Consider the following 21,774-nt stretch of genomic DNA (forward strand, 5'->3'; position numbering starts at 1 on the left):
AGGGGAGAACAACGTGCCCAGCGCATGGCGGAACCTCCGCCGTCGTGTCCTCACGCCGAGCGTTTCCGAGACACTACTCGACAAGCGCGGCTTCCATAAGAAGTCGCCGGCCGCCCAGGAGGTGCTGGAGACGGTCGGCCGGACATTCCTCGAAGGTTATTCGTACGCCATGGAGGCGCGGATCCCGGCCGAGGCGGAGGAACGCCTGGAGGGAATCCCGACCCGCTTCCGCGGATTCGCGTACGAGGGCGCCGGCATGGGTTTCGCCATGCTCGACGGTTTGCCTGTTGCCGGCCGCGGCGCGGTGTCCGGTTTCCTTTCCGGAAAAGGCGCGGACCACATCTACATGGTGTATGTCGGAATCGGCTGGGCCATGGCGCGCCTGCCGCGGTCCTGCTGGCCCGACATCGACCGGCTGGACCCGCTGCTGCGCTGGCTGGTGCTCGACGGCTACGGCTTCCACCAGGCGTACTTCCGGACCGCGGACTACGTCCACAAGCAGTACCGGGAGGACGTGTTCCCCTGGCCGGCCCACGACTCGCCCTCGTACGCCGGCCGGGCGATCGACCAGGGCATCGGCCGGGCCCTGTGGTTCGTCGGCGGCACCGACGCGGACCTGGTGGCCACGATGATCGAGAAGTTCCCCGAGTCCCGGCGGTCCGACCTCTTCAGCGGCGCCGGACTGGCCGCCACCTACGCCGGCGGCGCCGAGGAGGAGGAGCTGCGGGCCTTCCGGGACCGTGCGGGGGAGCACCGCGACATGGTCGCGCAGGGCAGCGCGTTCGCGGCCGAGGCCCGTATCAAGGCCGGGCTGCTCACGCCGCACACCGAGCTCGCGACGCGGATCTTCTGCGGCACCGGGCCGGTCGAGGCGGCGAAGGTCACCCAGGACCGGCTGCCGGCCGGCGGGGCGAGCGGCGGGCTGCCCGCCTACCAACTGTGGCGCGAGGCCATCGCGAGCGCCTTCGCCGAGCACGGAAGGGGGTAGCCGTGACCACGGCACACCGGGTGCCGCCCGGCCCGCCGCGCAGCGCCACCCCGGCCCTGCTGAGGAACCTGGCGGGGGACCGGCTCGCGCTGATGCGCTCGGCCGCCGCCGAGTACGGCGACGCGGTGCGGATGTCGATCGGCCCCAAGACGCTCTACTTCTTCAACCACCCCGACCACGCCAAGCACGTGCTGGCGGACAACGCCGCCAACTACCACAAGGGCATCGGGCTCATCCAGGCCCGCCGGGCCCTCGGCAACGGCCTGCTGACCAGCGAGGGCGAGCTCTGGAAGAAGCAGCGCAAGCTGATCCAGCCGGCCTTCCAGCACAAGCGGATCTCCCAGCAGGCCGACGTGGTCGCGGAGGAGGCGGCCAAGCTGGTCGGCCGGCTCCGCGCCCACGAGGGCGGCGGGCCCGTCGACGTCGTGCACGAGATGACGGGGCTCACCCTCGGAGTGCTGGGCCGCACCCTGCTCGACGTCGACCTCGGCGCCTTCGAGGGGGTCGGGCAGGACTTCGAGGCGGTCCAGGACCAGGCCATGTTCGACATGGTCACCATGGGCATGGTGCCGGGCTGGGTGCCGCTGGCCAAGCAGCGCCGGTTCCAGCAGGCCCGGCGGGACCTTCAGCAGGTGGTCGACCGGCTGGTGGCGGACCGGCGCTCGCGCGACGGCGCCGGGACGGAGGCGGACGACGTGCTCTCCCGGCTGATCGTCTCCACCCGGGCGGAGCCCGACCCGGACGTCGGCCGGCAGCGCATGCGGGACGAGCTGGTCACCCTGCTGCTGGCCGGCCACGAGACCACGGCGAGCACCCTCGGCTGGACCTTCTACCTGGCCGACCGCCACCCCGAGGTGATGGAGCGGCTGCGCGCCGAGGCCGTCGAGGTGCTCGGGGACCGGCTGCCGCGCTTCGAGGACCTGCACAACCTGCGCTACACGGCGCGGGTGGTGGAGGAGGTCATGCGGCTCTACCCGCCGGTGTGGATCCTGCCCCGGCAGGCGCAGGGCGAGGACGAGGTGGGCGGGTACCGGGTGCCGGCCGGAGCCGACGTCCTGATCTGCCCGTACACGCTGCACCGCCACCCGGGGTTCTGGGACGCCCCGGACCAGTTCGATCCGGACCGCTTCCACCCGGACCGGGTGTCGGACCGGCCGAGGTACGCCTACATCCCGTTCGGGGCCGGTCCGCGCTTCTGCGTCGGCAACCACCTCGGGCTGATGGAGGCGACGTTCACGATCGCCCTGGTCGCCCGCGAGCTGCGGCTGGCCAAGGTGCCCGGCTACCGGGTGGTGGCCGAGCCGATGCTGTCCCTGCGGGTGCGCGGCGGCCTGCCGATGACGGTGCACTCCGTCGCCTAGCCGACCTTGCGCGAGCCGGTGCGCGCAGCCTCCTGTGGACGACCTCCCAGGGGGCTGCGCGCCGGGGACCACGGGCTCGTCGGAGTCGGCGCGGGGGCGCGGGGACGGTGGCTCAGCCGGCGATCGACGCCGCGGTGAAGGCCTCGGCCCGGACGTCCAGCAGGGCCATCAGGACCGGCGGGTCGAGGGCCCGGATCGGCCGCAGCCGCAGTTCGACGGGCAGCAGCGGTATGTCGGGACGGGCCTCGATCGGCCCGACGGAACCCACGGAGAGCTCCTGATCGCCGGTCAGCACCTCGCCCATGGAGGCCGGGACGGAATGTGCCAGCAGATACCAGGTGCCGGCCGGTGCCTGCTCCAGGCAGAAGCTCCCGGGGCGGGGCAGGACGGTACAGGCGGCTGGTCTCCCCTCCGGGATCCGGGTGGGGAACAGGCCGACGAACACACAGCCGAGGTCGCCGGCGACCGAGGCCCGGATCTCGCCCCGCACGGTCGCGAGGTCGGGGTTGGCGCCGCCGCAGGGGGCGATCTGGATCCGGGTGGTGAAGCCCTTGAGCTGACGGAACATCGAGGGCGAAACACCCACACTGCTCGCGAACCGCGAGCTGAACGTGCCGACGCTGTTGTACCCGACGCGGTGACTGATCTCGGTCACCGTGAGCGCGGTCGCCATGAGGAGTCGTTTGGCCTCTTCGATCCGAAGGGCCGAGAGGAAGCGGCCCGGCGAAACCCCGGTCACCCGCTGGAATTCCCTGGAGAAATGGAACTTGCTGTACATGGCTGCCTGTGCCATATCATCTATGGTCAGCAGCTCCCCTATATTCTCGTGCATGGTTTCGATGGCCCGGGTCACGGCTTGCTCGATAGCTGGTTTCATCCCGACTCCAAGTTCGCTGACACGTGTGCAGGGCGACCTAGCTAAAAACGGGTTAAGGAAAAACCTCCCTCTTGAAAATATCGCAGACGATAATATCGCTGCGATAACGACTGTCGACCGTAGCAGCTGGCCATGACAAGTGCAATGGTCACGGCATGCACCGATGGCATAGGCCAAGTCCGGAGATACCAGTCGGTAATTTTTCGGACCGGTCTCAGCAATGCAGGAGATGCCAGCGGGGCAGTTGTGCGCGGACGATGCTGGGGTCACCTAGGTGAAAACTTCTGAGGAGGCGCAGGTGCGCTCAGAATCCCGAGATGAACGGGAAGAACGGACGATGACGCTGGAGGCGTTCGCGGACACGATCGTCCCGGGCGAGAAGCGGTCACCCGACGACCGGGCCGTCGCGGGCGCGTCGCCCGGCGGCGGCGCGGTGGCGGCCGGCGCCATCGAACTGCTGGAGACGCCGGCGACGGGGGTGTCGACGGTCCTGGATGACTATGCCCGGATGTTGAACGAACATGCGCGGACCCACGCGACCGAGCACGGCCTCGGGCTCGACGAGACGGTGCCGCCCTTCGTCGCGCTCCCGTTCGAGGACCGGACCGCCGTCGTCCGGAAGCTGACCGGGCAGGACCAGGAGGACCGCGAACTCTGGGTCCTGCTCGCCCTGTTCAGCAACATGGCGTTCGACACCGCCGCCCACATGCACACCGCCGACGCGATGGCGGCCGGCCACCCGGGCCTGGTCACGATGGGCTTCATGAAGGCGGACGACGACGGCCTGTGGCGGTTCCCCGACTTCTCGTACGGCCGCCGCCTCGCCGACCCGCACCCGGACACCACGCCCACAGGGAGCCCCGCATGAGCAGCACCGAGAGCACCGACGTCCTGATCGTGGGGAGCGGCTTCGGCGGCGCGATCGCGGCCTACCACCTGGCCGCCGGCGGCGCGAAGGTCACCGTGCTCGAACGCGGCCCGTGGCTGGAGGCCGACGACTTCGACCACGACTTCCTGCTCGGCTCCTCGTACACCCGCATCTTCGACTTCGTGGTCGGCGACGGCATGAGCCTGCTCGGCGGCAACTGCGTCGGCGGCGGCAGCGTGGTGTACTTCGCCGCGATGCCGCGGGCGCCGCGCTTCGCCTTCGAGCGCAAGGGCAGCATCGGCCGCCGGATGTGGCCCTCGGCCATCACCCGCGACTCCCTCGACCCGTGGTACGACCGGGTGGTCGAGGCGCTGCCGATCACCCAGCAGGACTGGAACGACGTCACGTACTCCGGCGGCCTGTTCGCGGCCGCCTGCGACCACGCCGGGCGGACGGCCAACCCCGTCCCGGCCGCGATCGACCGGGCGAAGTGCACCAACTGCAACTGGATGATGGCCGGTTGCCGCTTCGACGCGAAGCGCTCCCTGCTGCTGAACTACCTGCCGGCGGCCCTCGCCCACGGCGCGGAGATCCGGCCGCTGCACGAGGTGCAGCACCTGTCCCGGACGGACGACGGCGGCTACCGGGTGCACTACAACGTCATCGACGACACCGACTACCGGGTGCACGTCGGCAACGGGACGATCGACGCGAAGATCGTCATCCTCGCGGCCGGCGCCGGTGCCACCCCGGTGATCCTCCAGCGCTCCGAGGCCACCCTCGGCGCCATGCCGCACGCCGTGGGCCGCTACTTCTCCGGCAACGGCGAGCGGCTCAACACCGCCGTCGTCAACGAGGACCGGGCGCGCGAGCTGCTCGGGCTCAAGCGCGGCGACGGCCAGGCCTTCCGGGCCAACCAGATCGGCAAGGGCCCGGTCGTGGCCAGCTGGGACAACCTCGACGGGGACCTGCCGGAGCACTCCCGCTTCTCCCTGGAGCAGCTGTACTTCCCGCCGGGCTTCGGCACCATCCTGGCGCAGGTGCCGGACGCGACGGGCCCCAGCTGGTTCGGCGTCGAGAAGAAGGAGCTGGTCCGCCAGTGGCAGTCCTGGCTGACCGTCTTCACCATGGTCGAGGACGACAACGAGGGCGTCTTCGGCCCGCCGCCGGCCACCGGCAACGCCGCCCGGATCTCGCAGCAGATGCTCGGCCGCGGCACGATCCGGTACCGGCCGAGCGCCAACACCCTGCGCGGCTGGGCCGAGTCGGACGCCGTGGTGAAGGACATCCTGGAGCGTGACGGCCTCGCCAGGGTCATGCCGTGGACCAACGACGTGGTCGGCGCGTACACCGTCCACCCCCTGGCCTCCTGCCGGATCGGCGACGACCCGCAGACCTCGGCCCTGGACGACCGGCAGGAACTCCGCAACCACCCGGGCATCTTCGTCACCGACGGCTCCGCGGTGCCGGCGGCGCTCACCGTCAACCCGGCGCTGACCATCTCCGCGCTCGCGGAGCGGGCCATCCCCGGCATCGTGAAGACCCTCCAGGAGCGCGGGGTGAAGGTCACCTACGGCGCGCCGTCGCCGGACGGGTCGACCAGCGGCCGGCGAGGGGTGCGGTCGCAGCTGCGCGACCTGGTCCGCGAGTAGCGCACCGGGCCGGACGAACCCAGGAACCCACGAGGAGGCAGCCATGGTGACACCGTTCCTGCGGCCGGTGCTGCGGGGGGCGCTGGCGCAGATCCGCCACGTCGCCCCGGTCCGGCCGGGCGGCGCGCGGAGCGAGGTGGCGGGCGTCTACGCGGAGGTGGAGCGGGAGTTCGGCATGCTCGCGCCGCCGGTCGCCCTGCACGCGGCCTCGCCCCCGGTCCTCGCGGCCTCCTGGGTGATGCTGCGGGAGACGCTGGTCGCGGCCGGGCGGGTCGACCGCGCGACCAAGGAGGAGCTGGCCGCCGCGGTGTCGGCGGCCAACTCCTGCCCGTACTGCGCGGCCGTGCACGGTGCCACCTGGGCTGCGCTGATCGGTGGCGGGGAGCCCCGCCACCCGGCCGGCGGCCTCAGGGGGCACGGCGGGTGGCGTCCGGCCGCGGACGCCGCCGCGCCGTTCCCCGCGGAGCAGGCGCCGGAGCTGGTGGGGGTGGCCGTCACCTTCCACTACCTGAACCGGATGGTCAGCGTGTTCCTCCAGGAGGACCTCGTCCCCGCCGGAGCCCCGGCGGTCGTACGGCGGGCGGTCACCGCCGTCCTCGGCCGGCAACTGCGGCGGTACGCCCGCAGTGCCCCGGAGGCGGGCGGGTCGCTGGACCTGCTGCCGTCCGCCGCCCTGCCCGAGGACCTCGCGTGGGCGGCCGGCACGCCGAGCATCGCGGGCGCCTTCGCGCGGGCGGCCGCGGTGATCGACGCGGCCGGGGCGCGGTCGGTGCCGGAGCCCGTACGGGGCCTGGTGCGGGCCGAACTGGCGCGGTGGGACGGCGGAGCGCCCGGGCTCGGCCGCGGCTGGCTGGAGGAGGCGGTGGGCGGCCTGCCGCAGGAGCAGCGTGCGGCCGGGCGGCTCGCGCTGCTGACGGCGAAGGCCGCGTACCGGGTGGACGAGGGCGTGGTGGAGGAGTACCGGCTCGGTCAACCCGGTGATGCCGGGCTGGTCGAGCTCACCGCGTGGGCGGCCCTGACGGCGGCGAGGGAGGTGGGGAGCCGGCTCGGCGGTGCGCGTGCGCCCAGCGGTGTGAGCTGACGCGACACCAGGCGGGAAACGAAGCTCCGGTCGACGACCGGAGCTTCGTCGCATTCCCAGGAAAAATTACAGTGTTATTTATGACAGTGTTATGGAATTTGGAAAGCAAACTCGGAGAAGACAACGGCCGGGGGGCGGGGCATCCTTGAATTGCCTTTCTGTCAATTCGTCTCCGTGGGTGGTGAGTGCATGAGTAATGAGCGGATAGCCATCATCGGAATAGGCCTCCGCTATCCGGATGCCAATTCGGCGGACGAGCTCTGGGAGAACGTGCTGAGCGGCCGTCGGGCGTTCCGGAAGCTTCCGGACGAGCGCATGAACAGTGCGGACTACTGGTCGGCGGACCGGAGCGCACCGGACCGGTTCTACGCGACCAAGGCCGCCGTGCTGCGGGACTTCGAGTTCGACCGGGTCAAGTACAGCGTCGCCGGGAGCACCTACCGCTCGACCGACCTGACGCACTGGCTCGCCCTGGACGTGGCCGCCGAGGCACTGGCGGACGCCGGATTCCCGGACGGTTCCGGACTGCCGAAGCAGGCCACCGGCGTGGTGGTCGGAAACAGCCTCACCGGAGAATTCTCGCGCGCCAACATCATGCGGCTGCGGTGGCCCTACGTGCGCCGCACCGTCGCCGCGGCGCTGGCCGACCAGGGCTGGGCCGACGAGGACACCGCGGCGTTCCTCACGTCGCTGGAGGGCCGCTACAAGGCCCCGTTCCCGGCCATCGGCGAGGACACGCTGGCCGGCGGCCTCTCCAACACGATCGCCGGCCGGATCTGCAACCACTTCGACCTGCGCGGCGGCGGCTACACCGTCGACGGCGCCTGCTCCTCCTCCCTGCTGTCCGTCGTCACCGCCGCCAGGGCGCTCGCCGACGGCGACCTGGACGTGGCCGTCGCCGGCGGCGTCGACCTCTCCATCGACCCGTTCGAGGTCATCGGCTTCGCCAAGACCGGCGCCCTCGCCACCGGCGAGATGAAGGTCTACGACCGGGACTCCAACGGCTTCTGGCCGGGCGAGGGCTCCGGCATGATCGTCCTGATGCGCGAGCGGGACGCGCTGGAGCAGGGCCGCCGGATCTACGCGACCATCGCCGGCTGGGGCGTCTCCTCGGACGGCAAGGGCGGCATCACCCGCCCGGAGGCCGGCGGCCACCGACTGGCCCTCAGCCGCGCCTACCAGCGGGCCGGCTACGGCGTCGAGACGGTGTCCTACTTCGAGGGCCACGGCACCGGCACGGCGCTCGGCGACGCCACCGAGATCGAGGCGCTGTCCTCCGCCCGCCGCGACGCGGACCCGACCGCCCGCCCGGCCGCGCTCGGCACGATCAAGGGCAACTTCGGGCACACCAAGGCCGCCGCCGGGGTCGCCGGACTGATCAAGGCCACCCTCGCCGTGCACCACCAGGTGATCCCGCCGGGCACCGGCCACTACGACCCCCACCCGGGCCTGATCGGCGACACGGCGACCATGTACGTGCCGCGCGAGGCCGAGACCTGGCCCGCCGACCAGCCCGTGCGCGCGGGCGTGTCCGCCATGGGCTTCGGCGGCATCAACACCCACATCACGGTCAGCCAGGCCGCCGGGGCGGCGCGCAGGGCCGCCGTCGACGAGCGCGCCGTCCGCCTGGTCGCCGGCCGGCAGGACGCCGAACTGCTGCTGCTCGCCGGGCAGGGACCGGCCGAGCTGCGGGAGGAGGTGGAGCGGCTGCTCGACCTCACGCCCAAGCTCGCCCAGGCCGAACTGGCCGACCTGGCCGGCACCCTGGCCGACCGGCTCACCGACGGCCCGATCCGCGCCGCCGTCGTGGCCACCTCCCCGGACGAGGCCACCCGGGCCCTCGGCCGGCTGCGCGAACTCCTCGACACCGGCGTGCAGGAGGCCTTCTCGGCCGGCGAGGGGATCTTCCTCGCCCGGGCCAGGACCGCCCCCCGGATCGCCTACCTCTTCCCCGGGCAGGGCTCGGGCCGCGGCGCGGTCGGCGCGATCCGCCGCCGCTTCGCCGCCGCCGAGGAGGTCTTCCAGGACGCCGGTCTGACGGCCGGCGGCGACCAGGTCGCCACCCAGGTGGCCCAGCCGCGCATCGTCGCCGGCTCGCTGGCCGCCCTGCGGGTCCTGGACGGGCTCGGCATCCAGGCCGACACCGCCGTCGGCCACAGCCTCGGCGAGCTGACGGCGCTGCACTGGGCCGGGACGATGAGCGAGGAGCAGGTCCTCCGGCTGGCCGGCATCCGCGGCCAGGTGATGGCCAGGGCCAGCCGCGGCGGCGGCGCCATGGCGGGCCTCGCCGCGACCGTGGACGAGACGGCCCGGCTCTCCGCCGGGCAGGACGTGGTCGTCGCGGGCCACAACGGGCCGCGCCAGACGGTGATCTCGGGCCCGGCCGAGGCGGTCGACGCGGTCTGCCGCAAGGCGGCGGCCGAAGGCGTCACGGCGACCCGGCTGAACGTCTCGCACGCCTTCCACTCACCGCTGGTCGAACCCGCCGCCGTCGCGCTGTCGGAGCGGCTCGCGGAGCTCGACTTCCGGACGCCCGTCCGGCAGATCGCCTCCACCGTCAGCGGTGGGCCGCTGGACCCGGCCGCCGACCTGCGCGAGCTGCTGCGCGACCAGGTGCTGCTGCCCGTCCGCTTCCACGAGGCGGCCGCCTCGGCGGTGGCCGACGCCGACCTGGTCGTCGAGGTCGGCCCGGGCCGGGTGCTGTCCGGCCTGCTCGCCGAGATCGCGCCCGACCGCACCGTCCTGGCGGTCGACACCGACAGCCCCTCGCTCGGCACCCTGCTCCGCGTCGTCGGCGCTGCCTTCGTGCTCGGCGCGCCGGTGCGCACCGGGGAGCTGTTCGCCGACCGGCTGATCCGGCCGCTGCCGGCGGACGGCGAGATGACCTTCCTGGCCAGCCCGTGCGAGGCCGCCCCGGCCATCGCCCCCGAGCTGGTCGACGTCGCCGTCGCCGGGACGGACCCGGCCGCGCGGCCGGCGGCCGAGAGCGCCGACGGGGCCTCCACCCTGGAGCTGCTGTGCCGGCTCGCCGCCGAACGCGTCGAGCTCCCGCAGGACTCCGTCACCGCGCGCACCCACCCGATGGACGACCTGCACCTGAGCTCCATCACCGTCGGCCAGATCGTCAACGACGTCACCCGCGCCCTCGGACGGCCCGTGCTGTCCGCGACGACCAACTTCGCCACCGTGAGCCTCGGCGAACTGGCCGAGCTGATCGACCAGTTGTCGGAGACCGAGCAGGACGGCGGCACGACCGGCGCCGAGGTGCCCGGGGTCGGCCCCTGGGTGCGGCCGTTCGCGGTCGAGCACGTGGAGGCCGCCGCCGTACCGAAGCCCGCGGCCGCCCCGCAGCCGCCCGCCGGCGAGTGGCCGCTCTTCACCACCCCCGGCCACCCGCTGGCCGAGCCGCTGCGCGCGGCGCTCACCCGGGCCGGGATCGGCGGCGGCGTGCTGCTCTGCCTGCCCGACGAGTGCGGGGGGCCCGAGACCGGGCTGTTCCTGGACGCCGGACACGCGGTCCTCGCGGCTCCGGCCGGCACCCGGCTGGTCGTGGTCCAGCACCGCCACGGCGCCTCCGGGTTCGCCAAGACCCTCCACCTGGAGCACCCGGGCGTCCCGGTGACGATCGTCGAGCTGGACCGCCCCGCCCTCACCGGAGCGGACCTCGACGAGTCGGTGCGGCGGGTGGTCGCCGAGGCCGCCGCCACCACCGGCTTCGCGGAGGTCCGCTACCAGGGCGACGGCCGCCGCACCGTCCCGCTGCTCCGCCCGCTGCCGCCGGCCCCGGACGCCGCCGGAGCCTCCCCGCTGGACCCGCGCGACGTGCTGCTGGTCACCGGCGGCGGCAAGGGCATCACCGCCGAGTGCGCCCTGGCCATCGCCGGGGACTCCGGCGCGAGCCTGGCCCTGATCGGCCGGGCCGACCCCGCCGCCGACGAGGAGCTCGCCGCCAACCTCGCCCGGATGGAGGCCGCCGGCCTGCGCTACCGCTACGAGCGGGCCGACGTGACCGAGGGCGAGCAGGTCGCCGCCGCCGTCGACCGGCTGGAGGGCGCGCTCGGCCCCGTCACCGCCGTGCTGCACGGCGCCGGCCGCAACGAGCCGGCCGCCCTCGGCGCGCTGACCGCCGAGGACTTCCGCCGCACCCTGGCGCCCAAGATCGACGGGCTGGAGGCCGTCCTGGCCGCCGTCGAACCGGACCGCCTCAAGCTGCTGATCACCTTCGGCTCCATCATCGGGCGCGCCGGCCTGCGCGGCGAGGCCCACTACGCGACAGCCAACGACTGGATGACCGAACGGACCCTGCGGTTCCAGCAGGAGCACCCGCAGGCCCGGGCGCTCGCCCTGGAGTGGTCCGTCTGGTCGGGCGCCGGCATGGGCGAGCGGCTCGGCGTCGTCGAGGCGCTGATCCGCGAGGGCATCACGCCGATCTCCACCGAGCACGGCATCCAGGTGCTTCGCGAGGTGCTCGCGGACCCGGCGGCCGGCCCGGTCCTGGTCGTCAGCGGACGGGCCGGCGGCCTGCCCACCCTCACCACCGTCCAGCGTGAGCTGCCGCTGACCCGCTTCGTGGAACGGGTGGTCGCGCACTACCCGGACATCGAGCTGGTCACCGAGGCCGATCTGACCGAGGGCAGCGACCCCTACCTGACCGACCACCAGCTCGCGGAGGGGCTGCTCTTCCCCGCCGTCCTGGGCATGGAGGCGATGGCCCAGGTCGCCACGGCGGTGAGCGGCCACCGGGGCTCCCCGCGGCTGGAGGACGTCGAGTTCAAGCGGCCCGTGGTGGTCCGCCCGGGCGGCTCGACCACCATCCGGATCGCGGCGCTGGTCCGCGGCCCCGGGCTGGTCGACGTGGTGCTGCGCACCGAGGACACCGGGTTCGCGGCCGACCACTTCCGCGCCACGCTGCGCTACCCGAAGCCCGAGGTGCCGGACAGCGGGGCGCCGATCGACCTCGGCCTGCCGGCCGTACCGGTGGACCCGATGGCCGAGCTGTACGGGAGCATGCTGTTCCAGGGCAAGCGCTTCCAGCGCCTGCTCCAGTACCGGCGGGCGAGCGCCCGGCACGCGCTGGCGGACATCTCCACCACCTCCCCGGCGCCCTGGTTCGCGGCCTTCCTGCCGCAGGACCAGCTGCTGGCCGACCCGGGCACCCGGGACGCGATGATGCACGCCATCCAGTGCTGCGTCCCGGACGCCACCCTGCTGCCGCAGGGCGTCGAGCGGCTCTGGCTGGCCGACCGGGCCGACCAGGACTCCGAGTACGTCGTCCTCGACGCCCGCGAGCGCTCGCAGGACGGCAACACCTACGTCTACGACCTGGACGTGCGCACGCCCTCCGGCACGGTCGTCGAGCGCTGGGAGGGGCTGACCCTGGTCGCCGTCCAGCGGCGCGACGGCGCCGGCCCGTGGGCGCCCGCCATGCTCGGCTCGTACCTGGAGCGCAGCCTGGAACGGGTCCTCGGCGGCAGCCGCGCGGTGGTCGTCGAACCCGAGACGGACGACGCGCCGGACCGGGAGCGCCGGTCCTCCACCCGGACCGCCGTCGGCCGGGCCCTCGGCCGGGCCGTCACCCTGCTCCACCGCCCCGACGGCAAGCCCGAGCTGGCGCCGGAGCCGGGCCTCGACGGGCAGAGCGTCTCGGCCTCGCACGGCGCCGGGATGACCCTGGCGACCGTCGGCCGCGGGCGGCTCGCCTGCGACGTCGAGTCCGTCCGGGAGCGGACCGCCGAGGACTGGGACGACCTGCTCGGCTCCGCCCAGCTCGCCGTCCGGGACCTGCTGGTCGCCGAGAGCGGCGAGGACCCGGCGCTCGCGGGCACCAGGGTGTGGAGCGCGCTGGAGTGCCTGCGCAAGGCGGGCGCCACCTCCCAGGCACTGACCGTCGACCGCGTCCACCCGGACGGCTGGACCGTCCTGTCCGCGGGCGACGCGCTCATCGCGACCTGGGTGACCACCGTCAACGACCGCACCGAGCCGGTCGTCTTCGCCGTACTCGCGGGCAGGGAGGGCTGATGTCGGACTACTACGAGATTCGCCACACGGTCGGTTTCGAGGAGACCAACCTCGTCGGCAACGTCTACTACGTGAACTACCTCCGCTGGCAGGGGCGCTGCCGGGAGATGTTCCTCAAGGAGAAGGCCCCGGCCGTGCTCGCCGAGCTGCAGGACGACCTGAAGCTCTTCACCCTCAAGGTCGAGTGCGAGTTCTTCGCCGAGATCACCGCCTTCGACGAGCTGTCCATCCGGATGCGGCTGGAGGAACTGACCCAGACCCAGGTCAAGTTCGGCTTCGAGTACCTGAAGCTCGACGGCGGGCAGGAGCGGCTGGTCGCCCGCGGCAGCCAGCGGATCGCCTGCATGCGCGGGCCCAACACGGCCACCGTGCCGGCGAGGGTCCCCGAGGCGCTGCGCGCCGCCCTGGCGCCCTACAGCGAGGCCTCGGTGGCCGCGCGCGGCCCGGCCGTGCTGCGGCCGGTCGGGGCGGGGAGGGCGTCGTGAGCAACCACCTCGGCGTCGCGAGGGACACCGAGCGGGGCTCCCTGCGGGAGACCATGGCACGGTTCGCGACCGGGATCACGGTGCTCACCACGGGCGGCGAGCGCGTCCACGGGATGACCGCCAACGCGTTCAGCTCGGTGTCGCTGGAGCCCCCGCTGGTCCTGTGCTGTGTCGCCCGCAGCGCCGTCATGCACGACGCGATCGCCACCACCCGGTCCTTCGCGGTGTCCGTGCTCGGCGGCGAACAGGAGCACCTGGCACGGTACTTCGCCGACCGGAGCAGGCCGCACGGCGCAGCCCAGTTCGCCGGGGTCGACTGGCGGCCCGGCCCGTTCACCGGGGCCCCGCTGCTGTCGGACTCGCTGGCCTGGCTGGAGTGCAAGCTCACCGAGCAGTACGACGGTGGCGACCACTCCATCTTCCTCGGCGAGGTGCTCGCCACCGGCCGGGCCGGTGGCCGGCAGGCGCTGCTGTTCTACGACGGCCGCTACCACCGGGTCGCACACCAGGGCACCGAAGAGACCGGCTGAGCGAGGAGGCGGACTGATGTTGGTCAGCGTGACGGGCGGAACCGGGTTCGTCGGCATCCACTCGGTGGCGGCGATGGTGCGGCAGGGGCATGCCGTCCGGATGCTGGTCCGGGACCCGGCCGCCGCCGAACGGGCCCTCGGGCTGCTGGCGGTGGGCCCGGGAGCCGTCGACCTGGCGGTCGGGGACGTCACCGACGAGGCCTCCGTGGCCCGCGCGGTCCGCGGCGCCGACGCCGTCCTGCACGCGGCCTCGGTGTACTCCTTCGACAGCCGTCGGCACGCCGCCATGCGCCGGACCAACGCGCGGGGGACCGCGGTGGTCCTCGGTGCCGCCCGGAAGGCCGGCGCCGAGCGGATCATCCACGTCTCCAGCATCGTCGCGCTGCTCCCGTCGGACGGCCGGCCGCTCCGGGAGGACTCCCCGGTCGGCCGTCCCCGGGAGACGTACATGGCGACCAAGGCCGCCGCCGAGCGGATCGCCCGGCGCCACCAGCGGGAGGGCGCGCCGGTGGTCATCACCTACCCGCCCGCCCTGCTGGGCCCGTTGGACCCGAGGCTGGGCGACCAGAACGCGCGGCTGCGCAACACGCTGCGCGGGCTGATGCCCATCTGGCCCCTCGGGGGTTTCCCGGTCGGCGACGTCCGGGACACCGCGGAACTGCACGCCCGGCTGCTGACCGCGCCGAGGTCCGCCCCGGACCGGCACTTCGCGCCCGGTCGGCAGCTCACCACCCGGCAGTACGTCAGGACCCTGCGGGAGGCCACCGGCCGGCGGCTGCCGGCGGTGTTCCTGCCGGCCCGCGCCATGCTGCCGGTCGGCGCGCTGGCCGGGCTGGTGCAGCGGGTCTGGCCCCGGCACATCCCGGCGGAGTACGGGGCCGTGTACACCTGCGCCTGCGCGGTTCCGGTCGACCCGGACGCGAGCACGTGCGGGCTGGCACCGAGGCCGGTCGCCGAGACCATGGCCGACACGGCGCGCTGGCTCCACGACCAGGGGAAGTTGACCGAGCGTCAGATAGGCCTGCTGGCCGGGGGGAACCGCGACTGAGCGGTCCCCCCCCGCCCCTACCCGCCGATCCGGCGGGCCGGTCAGTCCGGCTCGCCGGATCGGCACTCCTCCTCCGCGATCTCCGCTTCCGCGATCTCCTCCCGGAGTCGCCGCCCCGAGGCCGCCACCGATCTGGTGGCGGCCTCCAGCGTGTCTCCGACACCGACCATCAGGCCGATCAGCTGCGCCTCCAGACAGCGCTCGGCGTCGAAGGGCTCGATCAGGTAGCCGCCGAGCTCCAGCACGACCAGTCCGTGCACCGCCGACCACATCTGATGGGACACCAGATCGGCGTCCGCCGAGCGGAACCGGCCCGACTCGATGCAGCGGGTGGCGCACTTCACCACACCGACCAGCGTGTAGCGGCCGTGCTGGCGGTCGTCCTCGCCGAGCGAGAAGCCGGCCAGGGAGGAGGAGCCGAACATCACCGCGTACAGATGGGGGTTGGCGAGGGCGTTGTACCGGTAGGCGCGGCCGAACAGGCACAGGTCGGCGACCGGGTCGTCGCTGCGGCGGACCCTCGCGAAGTGCCCCTCCAGCCGGGCGAAGCCCTCGTGGACCATGGCGCGGGCCAGGCCGCGCATCCCGTTGAAGTGGGTGTAGAGGGCCATCGTCGATGTGCCGCCCTCGGAGGCGATGCGCCGCGCCGAGAGCGCCTGCGGGCCCTCCTCGGCGAGTAGTCGGGCGGCGATGTCCACCAGTAGAGTCTGGCGGGTCTTGGGGTCCGAACGGCGGCGACTCATGTCATCAGTTTCCCAAAAGCGCGTGCCCCCAAGGCCGTTCGAGGCCGAAAGCTCCCTGGTCAGCACGATGCGAGAAGCAACCGTTCCGGCACGCCCCGTAGCTTGGCGTGCCACGGAGAGCGACCCCGAAACGTCAAACCCTCCGGCGGAGTCGGGGCCGCGGCCCGGTCCGCCGCCTCGAAGGAAAGGTCCCGCCTTGCAATCGAGAGCACCCCACCGCACCGCCGGCGCTTCGCTGCTGATGGCCGCCGGAACCGTCGTCACGCTGGTCTCGGCCGCCGTGGCCTTCCGGCACTCGTTCGTCATGGATCCGTCGATGCCGATGGACCACATGCCGGCCAAACCGTCCACCGCCAGCCACCCGTTGCAGGGCATGGAACTGTCCGAGATGCCGGAGATGTTCGTCGCGCTCGGCGGCCTGCTCCTGGTGCTGCTCGGCGCGGCGCTGCGCGGGCGCCCCGAAGCGGCCCCCGTCGCCGCCCCCTCCCGGGCCGGCCGGGGCGGCCGGGTGCTGATCGCGGTGATCGGCACGGCCGCGCTGACCATCGACATCAGCAAGACCTCCACCCTGGGCTTCGTCCTCCCGGGCATGCGGGCCGAGTACGGTCTGACGCCCAGCACGGCCTCGCTGCTGGCGGTCTGCGGGCTGACCGGGACAGCACTCGGTGCGATGCTGTTCGGGGTGCTCACCGACCGGATCGGCCGGCGGGGCTCCTACCTGATCGCCACGCTCGGCTTCACCGCCACCAGCATGTGCGGCTCGATGCCGACCTTCCACGGCAACCTGGTGATGTGCGGCCTGATGGGCCTGGCGGTCGGCGGCCTCGCCCCGCTGCTGATCACCCTGCTGATCGAGACGGTCGGCGGACGCACCCGAGGCTCGGTGGTGACGGCGCTCTCGGTGGCGGCGACCGCGATCGGCTACCTGGTCGCGGCGGGCTCGGCGCTCTGGCTGGAACCGCGGTACGGCTGGCGGGTGCTCTGGCTGATCGGCGCCCCGACCGGGGCCGTGCTGGCCCTGCTCGCGCCGTTCGTCCCGCACTTCACCGCCCCGGCGGCCCCCGCCGCGGCGCGGTCCGACGCGGCGGAGGCGATACGGAACCGGGTGCCCGTGCGGGGGTTCACCAGCGGCCTCCAGTACGTCTTCGCCACCCTGATCGGCCTGCTCACCTTCGGCCTCACCACCTGGGTGCCGAGCCTCGCCCGGCTCGGCGGGGTTTCGGTCCACACCGCCAACCTGATGCTCACCGTGGCGGCGGTGGTGATGGTGCCGTGCGCGCTGCTGCTGATGCTGGGCTACCGCAGATTCGGGCCGACCGTCGTGGCGGCGGGCATGGCCACCCTCACCGCGGTGCTGCTGCTGGCGCTCACCGTCACCGGCGCGGTGGCCGCGGTGGCCTGGATCTGCGCGGGGGCGCTGGTGGCGGCGCTGTTCTCGGTGAACTCGATGGCGGCGATCTTCCTGCCGATCGCGGCCGACCTGGCGGACCCCTCCCGGCGCGGGCGGACCACCGGGACGGTGTCGTTCTTCAACCGGCTGGGCGGGCTGTGCGGGCCGCTGCTGCTGGCGGGCCTGGTGTCCTCGGCCTCCGACGTGCTGACCGCCGTGGCCGTTCTGGCGCTGCTCTGCGCGGGCGCCGCCTGGTTCATCGGCCGGCGGCACCGGCTGACCAGAACGGCCGTCCAGGCCGCCGCGGAGTGAGGGTCTCGCCCTGGCCCCGCGCGCAGCACGCGCGGAGAAGAATGCCGATCTCCTTGCGCCGATACTGAATTGGCTCCACTTTCGCCTTCCGACGGAAAGGAAAGAGGCATGGCCGACGCACAGGACGTGATGTCCGCTCTGGTGGCCGACGGCGAGGCCGTCGACGCTCTGGTGGCGGATCTGTCGGACGAGGACTGGGCGCGCCCCACCCCGGCCCCGGGCTGGACCGTGGCCCACCAGATCGCCCACCTGTCGAGCATCTTCCGGATGGCCGGGATGTCGGCGGGCGACCCCGACGCCTTCCGGGCCCTCGCGGCGGGCATCGGGCAGGACTTCAACGGCGCCGTCCAGGAGGCGCTCAAGCCCTACCTGGCGAACCCGCCCAAGGTGCTGCTGGACCGCTGGCGGGCGGAGCGCGCCACGGCCGAGCGGGCGCTCGCGGCCGTTCCGGCCGGACAGCCGGTGCCGTGGCTGGTGCGCCCGCTGCCGGCGCCCGTGCTGGCCGCCGCCGGGATGATGGAGCTGTTCGGCCACGGCCAGGACATCGCCGACGCCCTCGGGGTGCGCCGCGAGGCCACCGACCGCCTTCGTCACCTGGTGCAGTTCGCCGTCATCACCTGGGACTTCGGCTACCAGGCGCGCCAACTGACGCCGCCCGACACCGAGTTCCGTTTCGAGATCACCGGCCCGTCCGGTGCGGTCTGGGAGTTCGGCCCGGCCGACGCCGAGCAGCGGATCAGCGGCCCGGCCCTGGACTTCTGTCTGCTGGTGACCAGGCGCCGGCACCGCGACGACCTGGCGCTGGTGGCCATCGGCGCGGACGCGGACGCCTGGCTGGACCTCGCGCAGGCCTACCGCGGCCCGGCCGGCCCGGGCCGTACGCCCGGCCAGTTCGCCGCCCCGCGGCCGTAGTCCTCGCCGCAACGCCGCGTCCCCCCTGCTCCTCGGGCAGGGGGGACGCGGCGTTCGTACGGTGGTCAGCCCTTGATCGGGCTGCTCTGGTGGGACAGCAGCTTCAGCTCGCCGCCCCGCCTGACGATCACCCAGGTGATGCGGACCTGGCGCTCGGGCGCGGTCGTGCTCTCGCCCTCCAGCTGGATGCCGCCCTGGCTGACGACCAGCGCCGTGTCGTCGTCCAGGAACTTGACGGCCAGCGGGAACCCGCGCACCCGCGCCCCGCGGAAGGCGCCCTCGAAGCCAGCCGCCATGAACGAACGGATCGCCTCCCGGCTGGTCATCTGGTTGTCCTGCATCAGCAGGCTGCCGTTCTCGGTGAACAGCGAGGCGAAGCGGTCGGCGTCGTTGTGCTCCCACGCGTCCTGGATGCGCATCGGGACGGTGAGGACGGCCTTCTGCTCCTCGGTGGTGAACTCACGGTAGTAGGTCTGGTCCTCCTCGATGCCCGCGGCGGCGAGGATCTTCGAGGCGTCGCCCCACGGCGAGGTCGTCGTCGGCATTTCTCCACTCCTGTCGTCAGGTTCGTGCGGGTTCGTACGGGTGGTCGTGCGCCGGGGCGTCCTGTGCGCCCCGGCGCGGCGGGTCCGACCGGGCCGGCGGCCGGCGGTCAGCGGGGGACGTCCGCGACGGTGCCGAGGCGCACCGGCAGGGTGTCCAGCCCGCGCATGATGTTCGGGCCGCCGATCCGCCAGCGCAGTTCCTCGGGCTTGCAGGCGAGTTCGAGCCCGGGGAACCGGTCCAGCAGGCTGCGGAAGGCGATCCGGCTCTCCAGCCGGGCCAGCGGCGCCCCGACGCAGTAGTGGATCCCGTGGCCGAAGGCGATGTGCTGGTTGTCCTTGCGCTCGATGTCCAGGGCGTCGGGGTCGGCGAAGCGCCGCTCGTCCCGGTCGGCCGAGCCCAGCACGATGTTGACGGCGCTGCCCTTGGGGATGACGGTGCCCGCGATCTCGACGTCCTCGGTGGTGAAGCGCATCGGGACGCGCTCGATCGGCCCGTCGTAGCGCAGCATCTCCTCGACCGCGGCGGGCAGCAGCTCCGGGCGGCTGCGCAGCAGCGCGAGCTGCTCGGGGTGGCGCAGCAGGGCGAGCACCCCGTTGCCGATGTGGTTGACGGTGGTCTCGTGGCCGGCGACGAGCAACAGCTTGACCATGCCCAGGAGTTCGCGGCCGTCCAGCTGGTCCTCGCGGCCCGGCGCGATCAGCGCGCTGAGCAGGTCGGGCTGGCTGTCCGGGTCGCGGTCCGGGTCGACCCCGGGCCGCATCCGCTCGATCAGGTCGACGAGGTAGCGGCTCATCTCCTCGTTGCCCTGCCGCCGGCTGAGGATGCCCTCCTCGGTGGCCGGGGAGGCGAGCAGCATCCGGGTCCAGACCGCGAAGTCGCGCCGGTCGGCGAGCGGGATGCCGAGGAGTTCGCAGATCACGGTGATGGGCAGCGGGTGGGCGAGGGCGGCCATGAGGTCGGTCTCGGGCTCGCCCGCCACGGCGTCCAGCAGGTCGTCGGTGATCCGCTGGATCCGGGGGGCCAGCGCCTCGACCCGGCGGGGGGTGAACGCCTTGTTCACCAGCCGCCGTTGGCGGGTGTGGTCGGGCGGGTCGCTGTTCAGCATGTTGCGGCCCATCGGGCCCTCGTCGTCCCCGACGCCCGCCATGACCTTGGCCCACTCCGGGGCGGCCTTGGGCTCCTTGGAGAACCGCGGGTCGGCGAGGGCGTCCCGGGCGTCCTGGTAGCGGGTGATGAGGAAGACCTCGGACCCCATGGGCCCGGTGAGCCGGTGCACGGGGGAGTCCAGGCGCAGGGCCGCGTAGGCCGGGTAAGGATGGGCCTTGAAGGCCTCGCTCGACAGATCGACGCTCAGGTCCACGGCGTGCACACTCCTAGGCCTGGTGGTGGGAGGCGGAGCCGGCCGCCGCCGTCGAGGGCGCCGCGACGCCGCGGATGAGGTCGGCCGCCTTCTCGGCGATGGCGATCACCGCCGCGTTGGGGTTGCCCCGGACGAGCGTCGGCATCACCGAGGCGTCGGCGACGCGGAGCGATTCCACGCCGAGCACGCGCAGTTCCGCGTCCACGACGGAGCCCATGGCGCAGGTGCCCGCGGCGTGGAAGATCGAGTGGGCGTAGTGGCGGATGAAGTCGCGCAGGTCCGCGTCGGATTCGGAGGCGGGCTGCTGGTGCTGCCCGTCGGTGTAGGGCTTCAGCGCCGCCTGGCGGGCGATCCGCATTCCGGCCCGGGTGGCCTCGACGGCGTCGTCGAGATCCGATTCGTCGGCGAAGTAGTTGTGCATGATCTTCGGTTTGGCGGTCGGGTCGTCGAGGGCCAGCATCACGCTTCCCCGGCTGCGCGGGGCGAGCATGGAGGGGCCGTAGGAGATCGCGTGGTCCGTCGGCGTTCCGAGGCCGCTGTCGGCGAACATCACCGGTGCGGCGAGGAATTCGGCGTCGGGTGCGGGAATTCCGTCCCGGGTGCGGATGAATCCGCCGGACTGGGGGCCGTTCGCGGTGAGCGGTCCACGTCCTTCGTTCAGGAACTGTTCGACGTCCTCCGGTCCGCCCGCGCTGATCATGCTGATCGGCTGCGAGTGCTTGTAGACCAGCGGGATGAGGGCGTGGTCCTGGAGGTTCTGGCCGACCATCGGCTGGTCGAGGACGACCGGGACGCCGAGGGCGGTCAGCAGCTGGGCGGGCCCGATGCCGGACAGCTGGAGCAGCTGCGGCGAGTTGTAGGCGCCCGCGCTGAGGATGACCTCCCGGGCGGCCCGGATGGTGACCGTCTCGTCGAGTCGGCTGCCGGTGACGCCGACCGCCCGGCCGTTCTCCACCAGCACCCGGTGGACCTGGAGGTTCGTCTCGACGACGAGGTTCCCGCGTTCGAGCGCGGGAGCCAGGAACGCCGTGGCCGTGCTGCACCGCCGGCCGTCGCGCTGGGTGAGCTGGAAGAATCCGAAGCCGTCCTGCTCGGCTCCGTTGAAGTCCTCGTTCCGGCGGTAGCCGGCCTGGACCGCGGCCTCGACGAACGCCTCCGCCATCGGATTGTTCGCCCGGCCCTCGGAGACGGCGAGCGGTCCGCCCACCGCGTGGTACTCGGACGCGCCGCGCTCGTTGTCCTCCGAGCGGAGGAAGTACGGCATCAGCTCGCCGTAGCTCCAGCCCGGTTGGCCCCACTCGTCGAAGTCGATGCGGTTGCCGCGGACGTAGACCATCGTGTTGGTGGAACTGGTTCCACCGAGCACTCGACCGCGGGGGAGATAGATGCGCCGCCGCCCGAGGAAGGGTTCCTCATGGGTGTCGTAATCCCAGTCGTACCGCGTGCGGAAGAGTTTTCCGAACGCGGCGGGGACGTGAATGTTCTCGGCGGCGTCAGCCGGGCCTGCCTCGATCAGACAGACCGTGACGTCAGGGTCCTCGGAGAGTCGGGCGGCGATCACGCTGCCCGCTGATCCGGCGCCGACGATGACGTAGTCGTACAC

The 21,774-nt window shown here is 73.0% G+C and carries 16 protein-coding genes; 11 read left to right on the forward strand and 5 right to left on the reverse strand.

Translation table 11 applies throughout. The annotated features are described in order from the left end of the window. Nucleotides 1-13: 13 nt before the first annotated feature. Nucleotides 14-988: a DUF1702 family protein gene (locus RZ50_RS27615; RefSeq protein ID WP_196950188.1), complete on the forward strand. Its 975-nt coding sequence runs from the start codon at nt 14-16 to the stop codon at nt 986-988. Nucleotides 989-990: 2 nt separating this feature from the next. Beyond that, nucleotides 991-2,349: a cytochrome P450 gene (locus tag RZ50_RS27620; protein WP_308272369.1), complete on the forward strand. Its 1,359-nt coding sequence runs from the start codon at nt 991-993 to the stop codon at nt 2,347-2,349. A 112-nt stretch (nt 2,350-2,461) separates the two neighbouring features. Here RZ50_RS27620 and RZ50_RS27625 read toward each other — a convergent pair whose 3' ends face one another. Then, complete coding sequence (locus RZ50_RS27625; RefSeq protein WP_196950200.1) at nt 2,462-3,181, reverse strand: helix-turn-helix transcriptional regulator; 720 nt, start codon at nt 3,179-3,181, stop codon at nt 2,462-2,464. A gap of 382 nt (nt 3,182-3,563) precedes the next feature. On the opposite strand from RZ50_RS27625, the gene RZ50_RS27630 reads away from it, so the two are divergent. The 7 genes from RZ50_RS27630 (at nt 3,564) to RZ50_RS27660 (ending at nt 14,908) form a co-directional block, all read left to right on the forward strand. Beyond that, a complete protein-coding gene (locus RZ50_RS27630) occupies nt 3,564-4,094 on the forward strand; it encodes a DUF5987 family protein (RefSeq protein ID WP_196950187.1) in 531 nt (176 codons plus the stop codon). Further along, nucleotides 4,091-5,746 carry an FAD-dependent oxidoreductase gene (locus tag RZ50_RS27635; protein WP_196950186.1) on the forward strand — a complete coding sequence of 552 codons (1,656 nt, stop codon included), beginning with the start codon at nt 4,091-4,093 and terminating at the stop codon, nt 5,744-5,746. The genes RZ50_RS27630 and RZ50_RS27635 overlap by 4 nt, the downstream gene beginning before the upstream one ends. Nucleotides 5,747-5,789: 43 nt before the next feature. Then, nucleotides 5,790-6,827: a carboxymuconolactone decarboxylase family protein gene (locus RZ50_RS27640; protein WP_196950185.1), complete on the forward strand. Its 1,038-nt coding sequence runs from the start codon at nt 5,790-5,792 to the stop codon at nt 6,825-6,827. A gap of 189 nt (nt 6,828-7,016) precedes the next feature. Then, a complete protein-coding gene (locus tag RZ50_RS27645; protein ID WP_196950184.1) occupies nt 7,017-12,845 on the forward strand; it encodes a type I polyketide synthase in 5,829 nt (1,942 codons plus the stop codon). Further along, nucleotides 12,845-13,330: a thioesterase family protein gene (locus tag RZ50_RS27650; protein WP_196950183.1), complete on the forward strand. Its 486-nt coding sequence runs from the start codon at nt 12,845-12,847 to the stop codon at nt 13,328-13,330. The genes RZ50_RS27645 and RZ50_RS27650 overlap by 1 nt, the downstream gene beginning before the upstream one ends. Continuing rightward, a complete protein-coding gene (locus RZ50_RS27655; protein WP_308272371.1) occupies nt 13,327-13,860 on the forward strand; it encodes a flavin reductase family protein in 534 nt (177 codons plus the stop codon). The genes RZ50_RS27650 and RZ50_RS27655 overlap by 4 nt, the downstream gene beginning before the upstream one ends. A gap of 16 nt (nt 13,861-13,876) precedes the next feature. Then, nucleotides 13,877-14,908, forward strand: a complete 1,032-nt coding sequence (locus RZ50_RS27660) for an NAD-dependent epimerase/dehydratase family protein (protein ID WP_217680948.1) — start codon at nt 13,877-13,879, stop codon at nt 14,906-14,908. Nucleotides 14,909-14,949: 41 nt separating this feature from the next. On the opposite strand, the gene RZ50_RS27665 is transcribed toward RZ50_RS27660, so the two are convergent. After that, on the reverse strand, nt 14,950-15,651 hold the full coding sequence (locus tag RZ50_RS27665) for a TetR/AcrR family transcriptional regulator (RefSeq protein ID WP_196950182.1): 702 nt from the start codon (nt 15,649-15,651) through the stop codon (nt 14,950-14,952). 196 nt (nt 15,652-15,847) lie between these two features. Here RZ50_RS27665 and RZ50_RS27670 point away from each other — a divergent pair, with 196 nt between their 5' ends. Together RZ50_RS27670 and RZ50_RS27675 are read left to right on the forward strand one after the other, a co-directional pair. Next, nucleotides 15,848-17,353: an MFS transporter gene (locus RZ50_RS27670; RefSeq protein WP_254803076.1), complete on the forward strand. Its 1,506-nt coding sequence runs from the start codon at nt 15,848-15,850 to the stop codon at nt 17,351-17,353. A 108-nt stretch (nt 17,354-17,461) separates the two neighbouring features. Next, nucleotides 17,462-18,265, forward strand: coding sequence for a TIGR03084 family metal-binding protein (locus RZ50_RS27675; RefSeq protein WP_196950181.1), 804 nt, complete (start codon nt 17,462-17,464; stop codon nt 18,263-18,265). A 65-nt stretch (nt 18,266-18,330) separates the two neighbouring features. On the opposite strand, the gene RZ50_RS27680 is transcribed toward RZ50_RS27675, so the two are convergent. From RZ50_RS27680 to RZ50_RS30260, 3 genes are all read right to left on the reverse strand, one after another. Continuing rightward, nucleotides 18,331-18,810 (reverse strand): SgcJ/EcaC family oxidoreductase, encoded by a 480-nt coding sequence (locus RZ50_RS27680; RefSeq protein WP_196950180.1) that lies wholly within the window; start codon nt 18,808-18,810, stop codon nt 18,331-18,333. A gap of 107 nt (nt 18,811-18,917) precedes the next feature. After that, nucleotides 18,918-20,171, reverse strand: a complete 1,254-nt coding sequence (locus tag RZ50_RS27685) for a cytochrome P450 (RefSeq protein WP_196950179.1) — start codon at nt 20,169-20,171, stop codon at nt 18,918-18,920. Nucleotides 20,172-20,184: 13 nt separating this feature from the next. Continuing rightward, the gene (locus RZ50_RS30260; RefSeq protein WP_196950178.1) at nt 20,185-21,774 is read right to left on the reverse strand and encodes a GMC family oxidoreductase; all 1,590 of its coding nucleotides are present in this window, start codon (nt 21,772-21,774) and stop codon (nt 20,185-20,187) included.

Origin of the sequence: Kitasatospora sp. SUK 42, from assembly GCF_015776785.2 — a bacterium.
Classification (GTDB): Bacteria; Actinomycetota; Actinomycetes; order Streptomycetales; family Streptomycetaceae; genus Kitasatospora.

Excerpts from the sequence above, each read along its gene's own strand:
- RZ50_RS27625 (WP_196950200.1), bottom strand. The coding sequence starts at position 3,181 with ATGCACGAGAATATAGGGGAGCTGCTGACCATAGATGATATGGCACAG.
- RZ50_RS27630 (WP_196950187.1), top strand. The coding sequence starts at position 3,564 with ATGACGCTGGAGGCGTTCGCGGACACGATCGTCCCGGGCGAGAAGCGG.
- RZ50_RS27635 (WP_196950186.1), top strand. The coding sequence starts at position 4,091 with ATGAGCAGCACCGAGAGCACCGACGTCCTGATCGTGGGGAGCGGCTTC.
- RZ50_RS27640 (WP_196950185.1), top strand. The coding sequence starts at position 5,790 with ATGGTGACACCGTTCCTGCGGCCGGTGCTGCGGGGGGCGCTGGCGCAG.
- RZ50_RS27645 (WP_196950184.1), top strand. The coding sequence starts at position 7,017 with ATGAGTAATGAGCGGATAGCCATCATCGGAATAGGCCTCCGCTATCCG.
- RZ50_RS27650 (WP_196950183.1), top strand. The coding sequence starts at position 12,845 with ATGTCGGACTACTACGAGATTCGCCACACGGTCGGTTTCGAGGAGACC.
- RZ50_RS27660 (WP_217680948.1), top strand. The coding sequence starts at position 13,877 with ATGTTGGTCAGCGTGACGGGCGGAACCGGGTTCGTCGGCATCCACTCG.
- RZ50_RS27665 (WP_196950182.1), bottom strand. The coding sequence starts at position 15,651 with ATGAGTCGCCGCCGTTCGGACCCCAAGACCCGCCAGACTCTACTGGTG.
- RZ50_RS27675 (WP_196950181.1), top strand. The coding sequence starts at position 17,462 with ATGGCCGACGCACAGGACGTGATGTCCGCTCTGGTGGCCGACGGCGAG.
- RZ50_RS27680 (WP_196950180.1), bottom strand. The coding sequence starts at position 18,810 with ATGCCGACGACGACCTCGCCGTGGGGCGACGCCTCGAAGATCCTCGCC.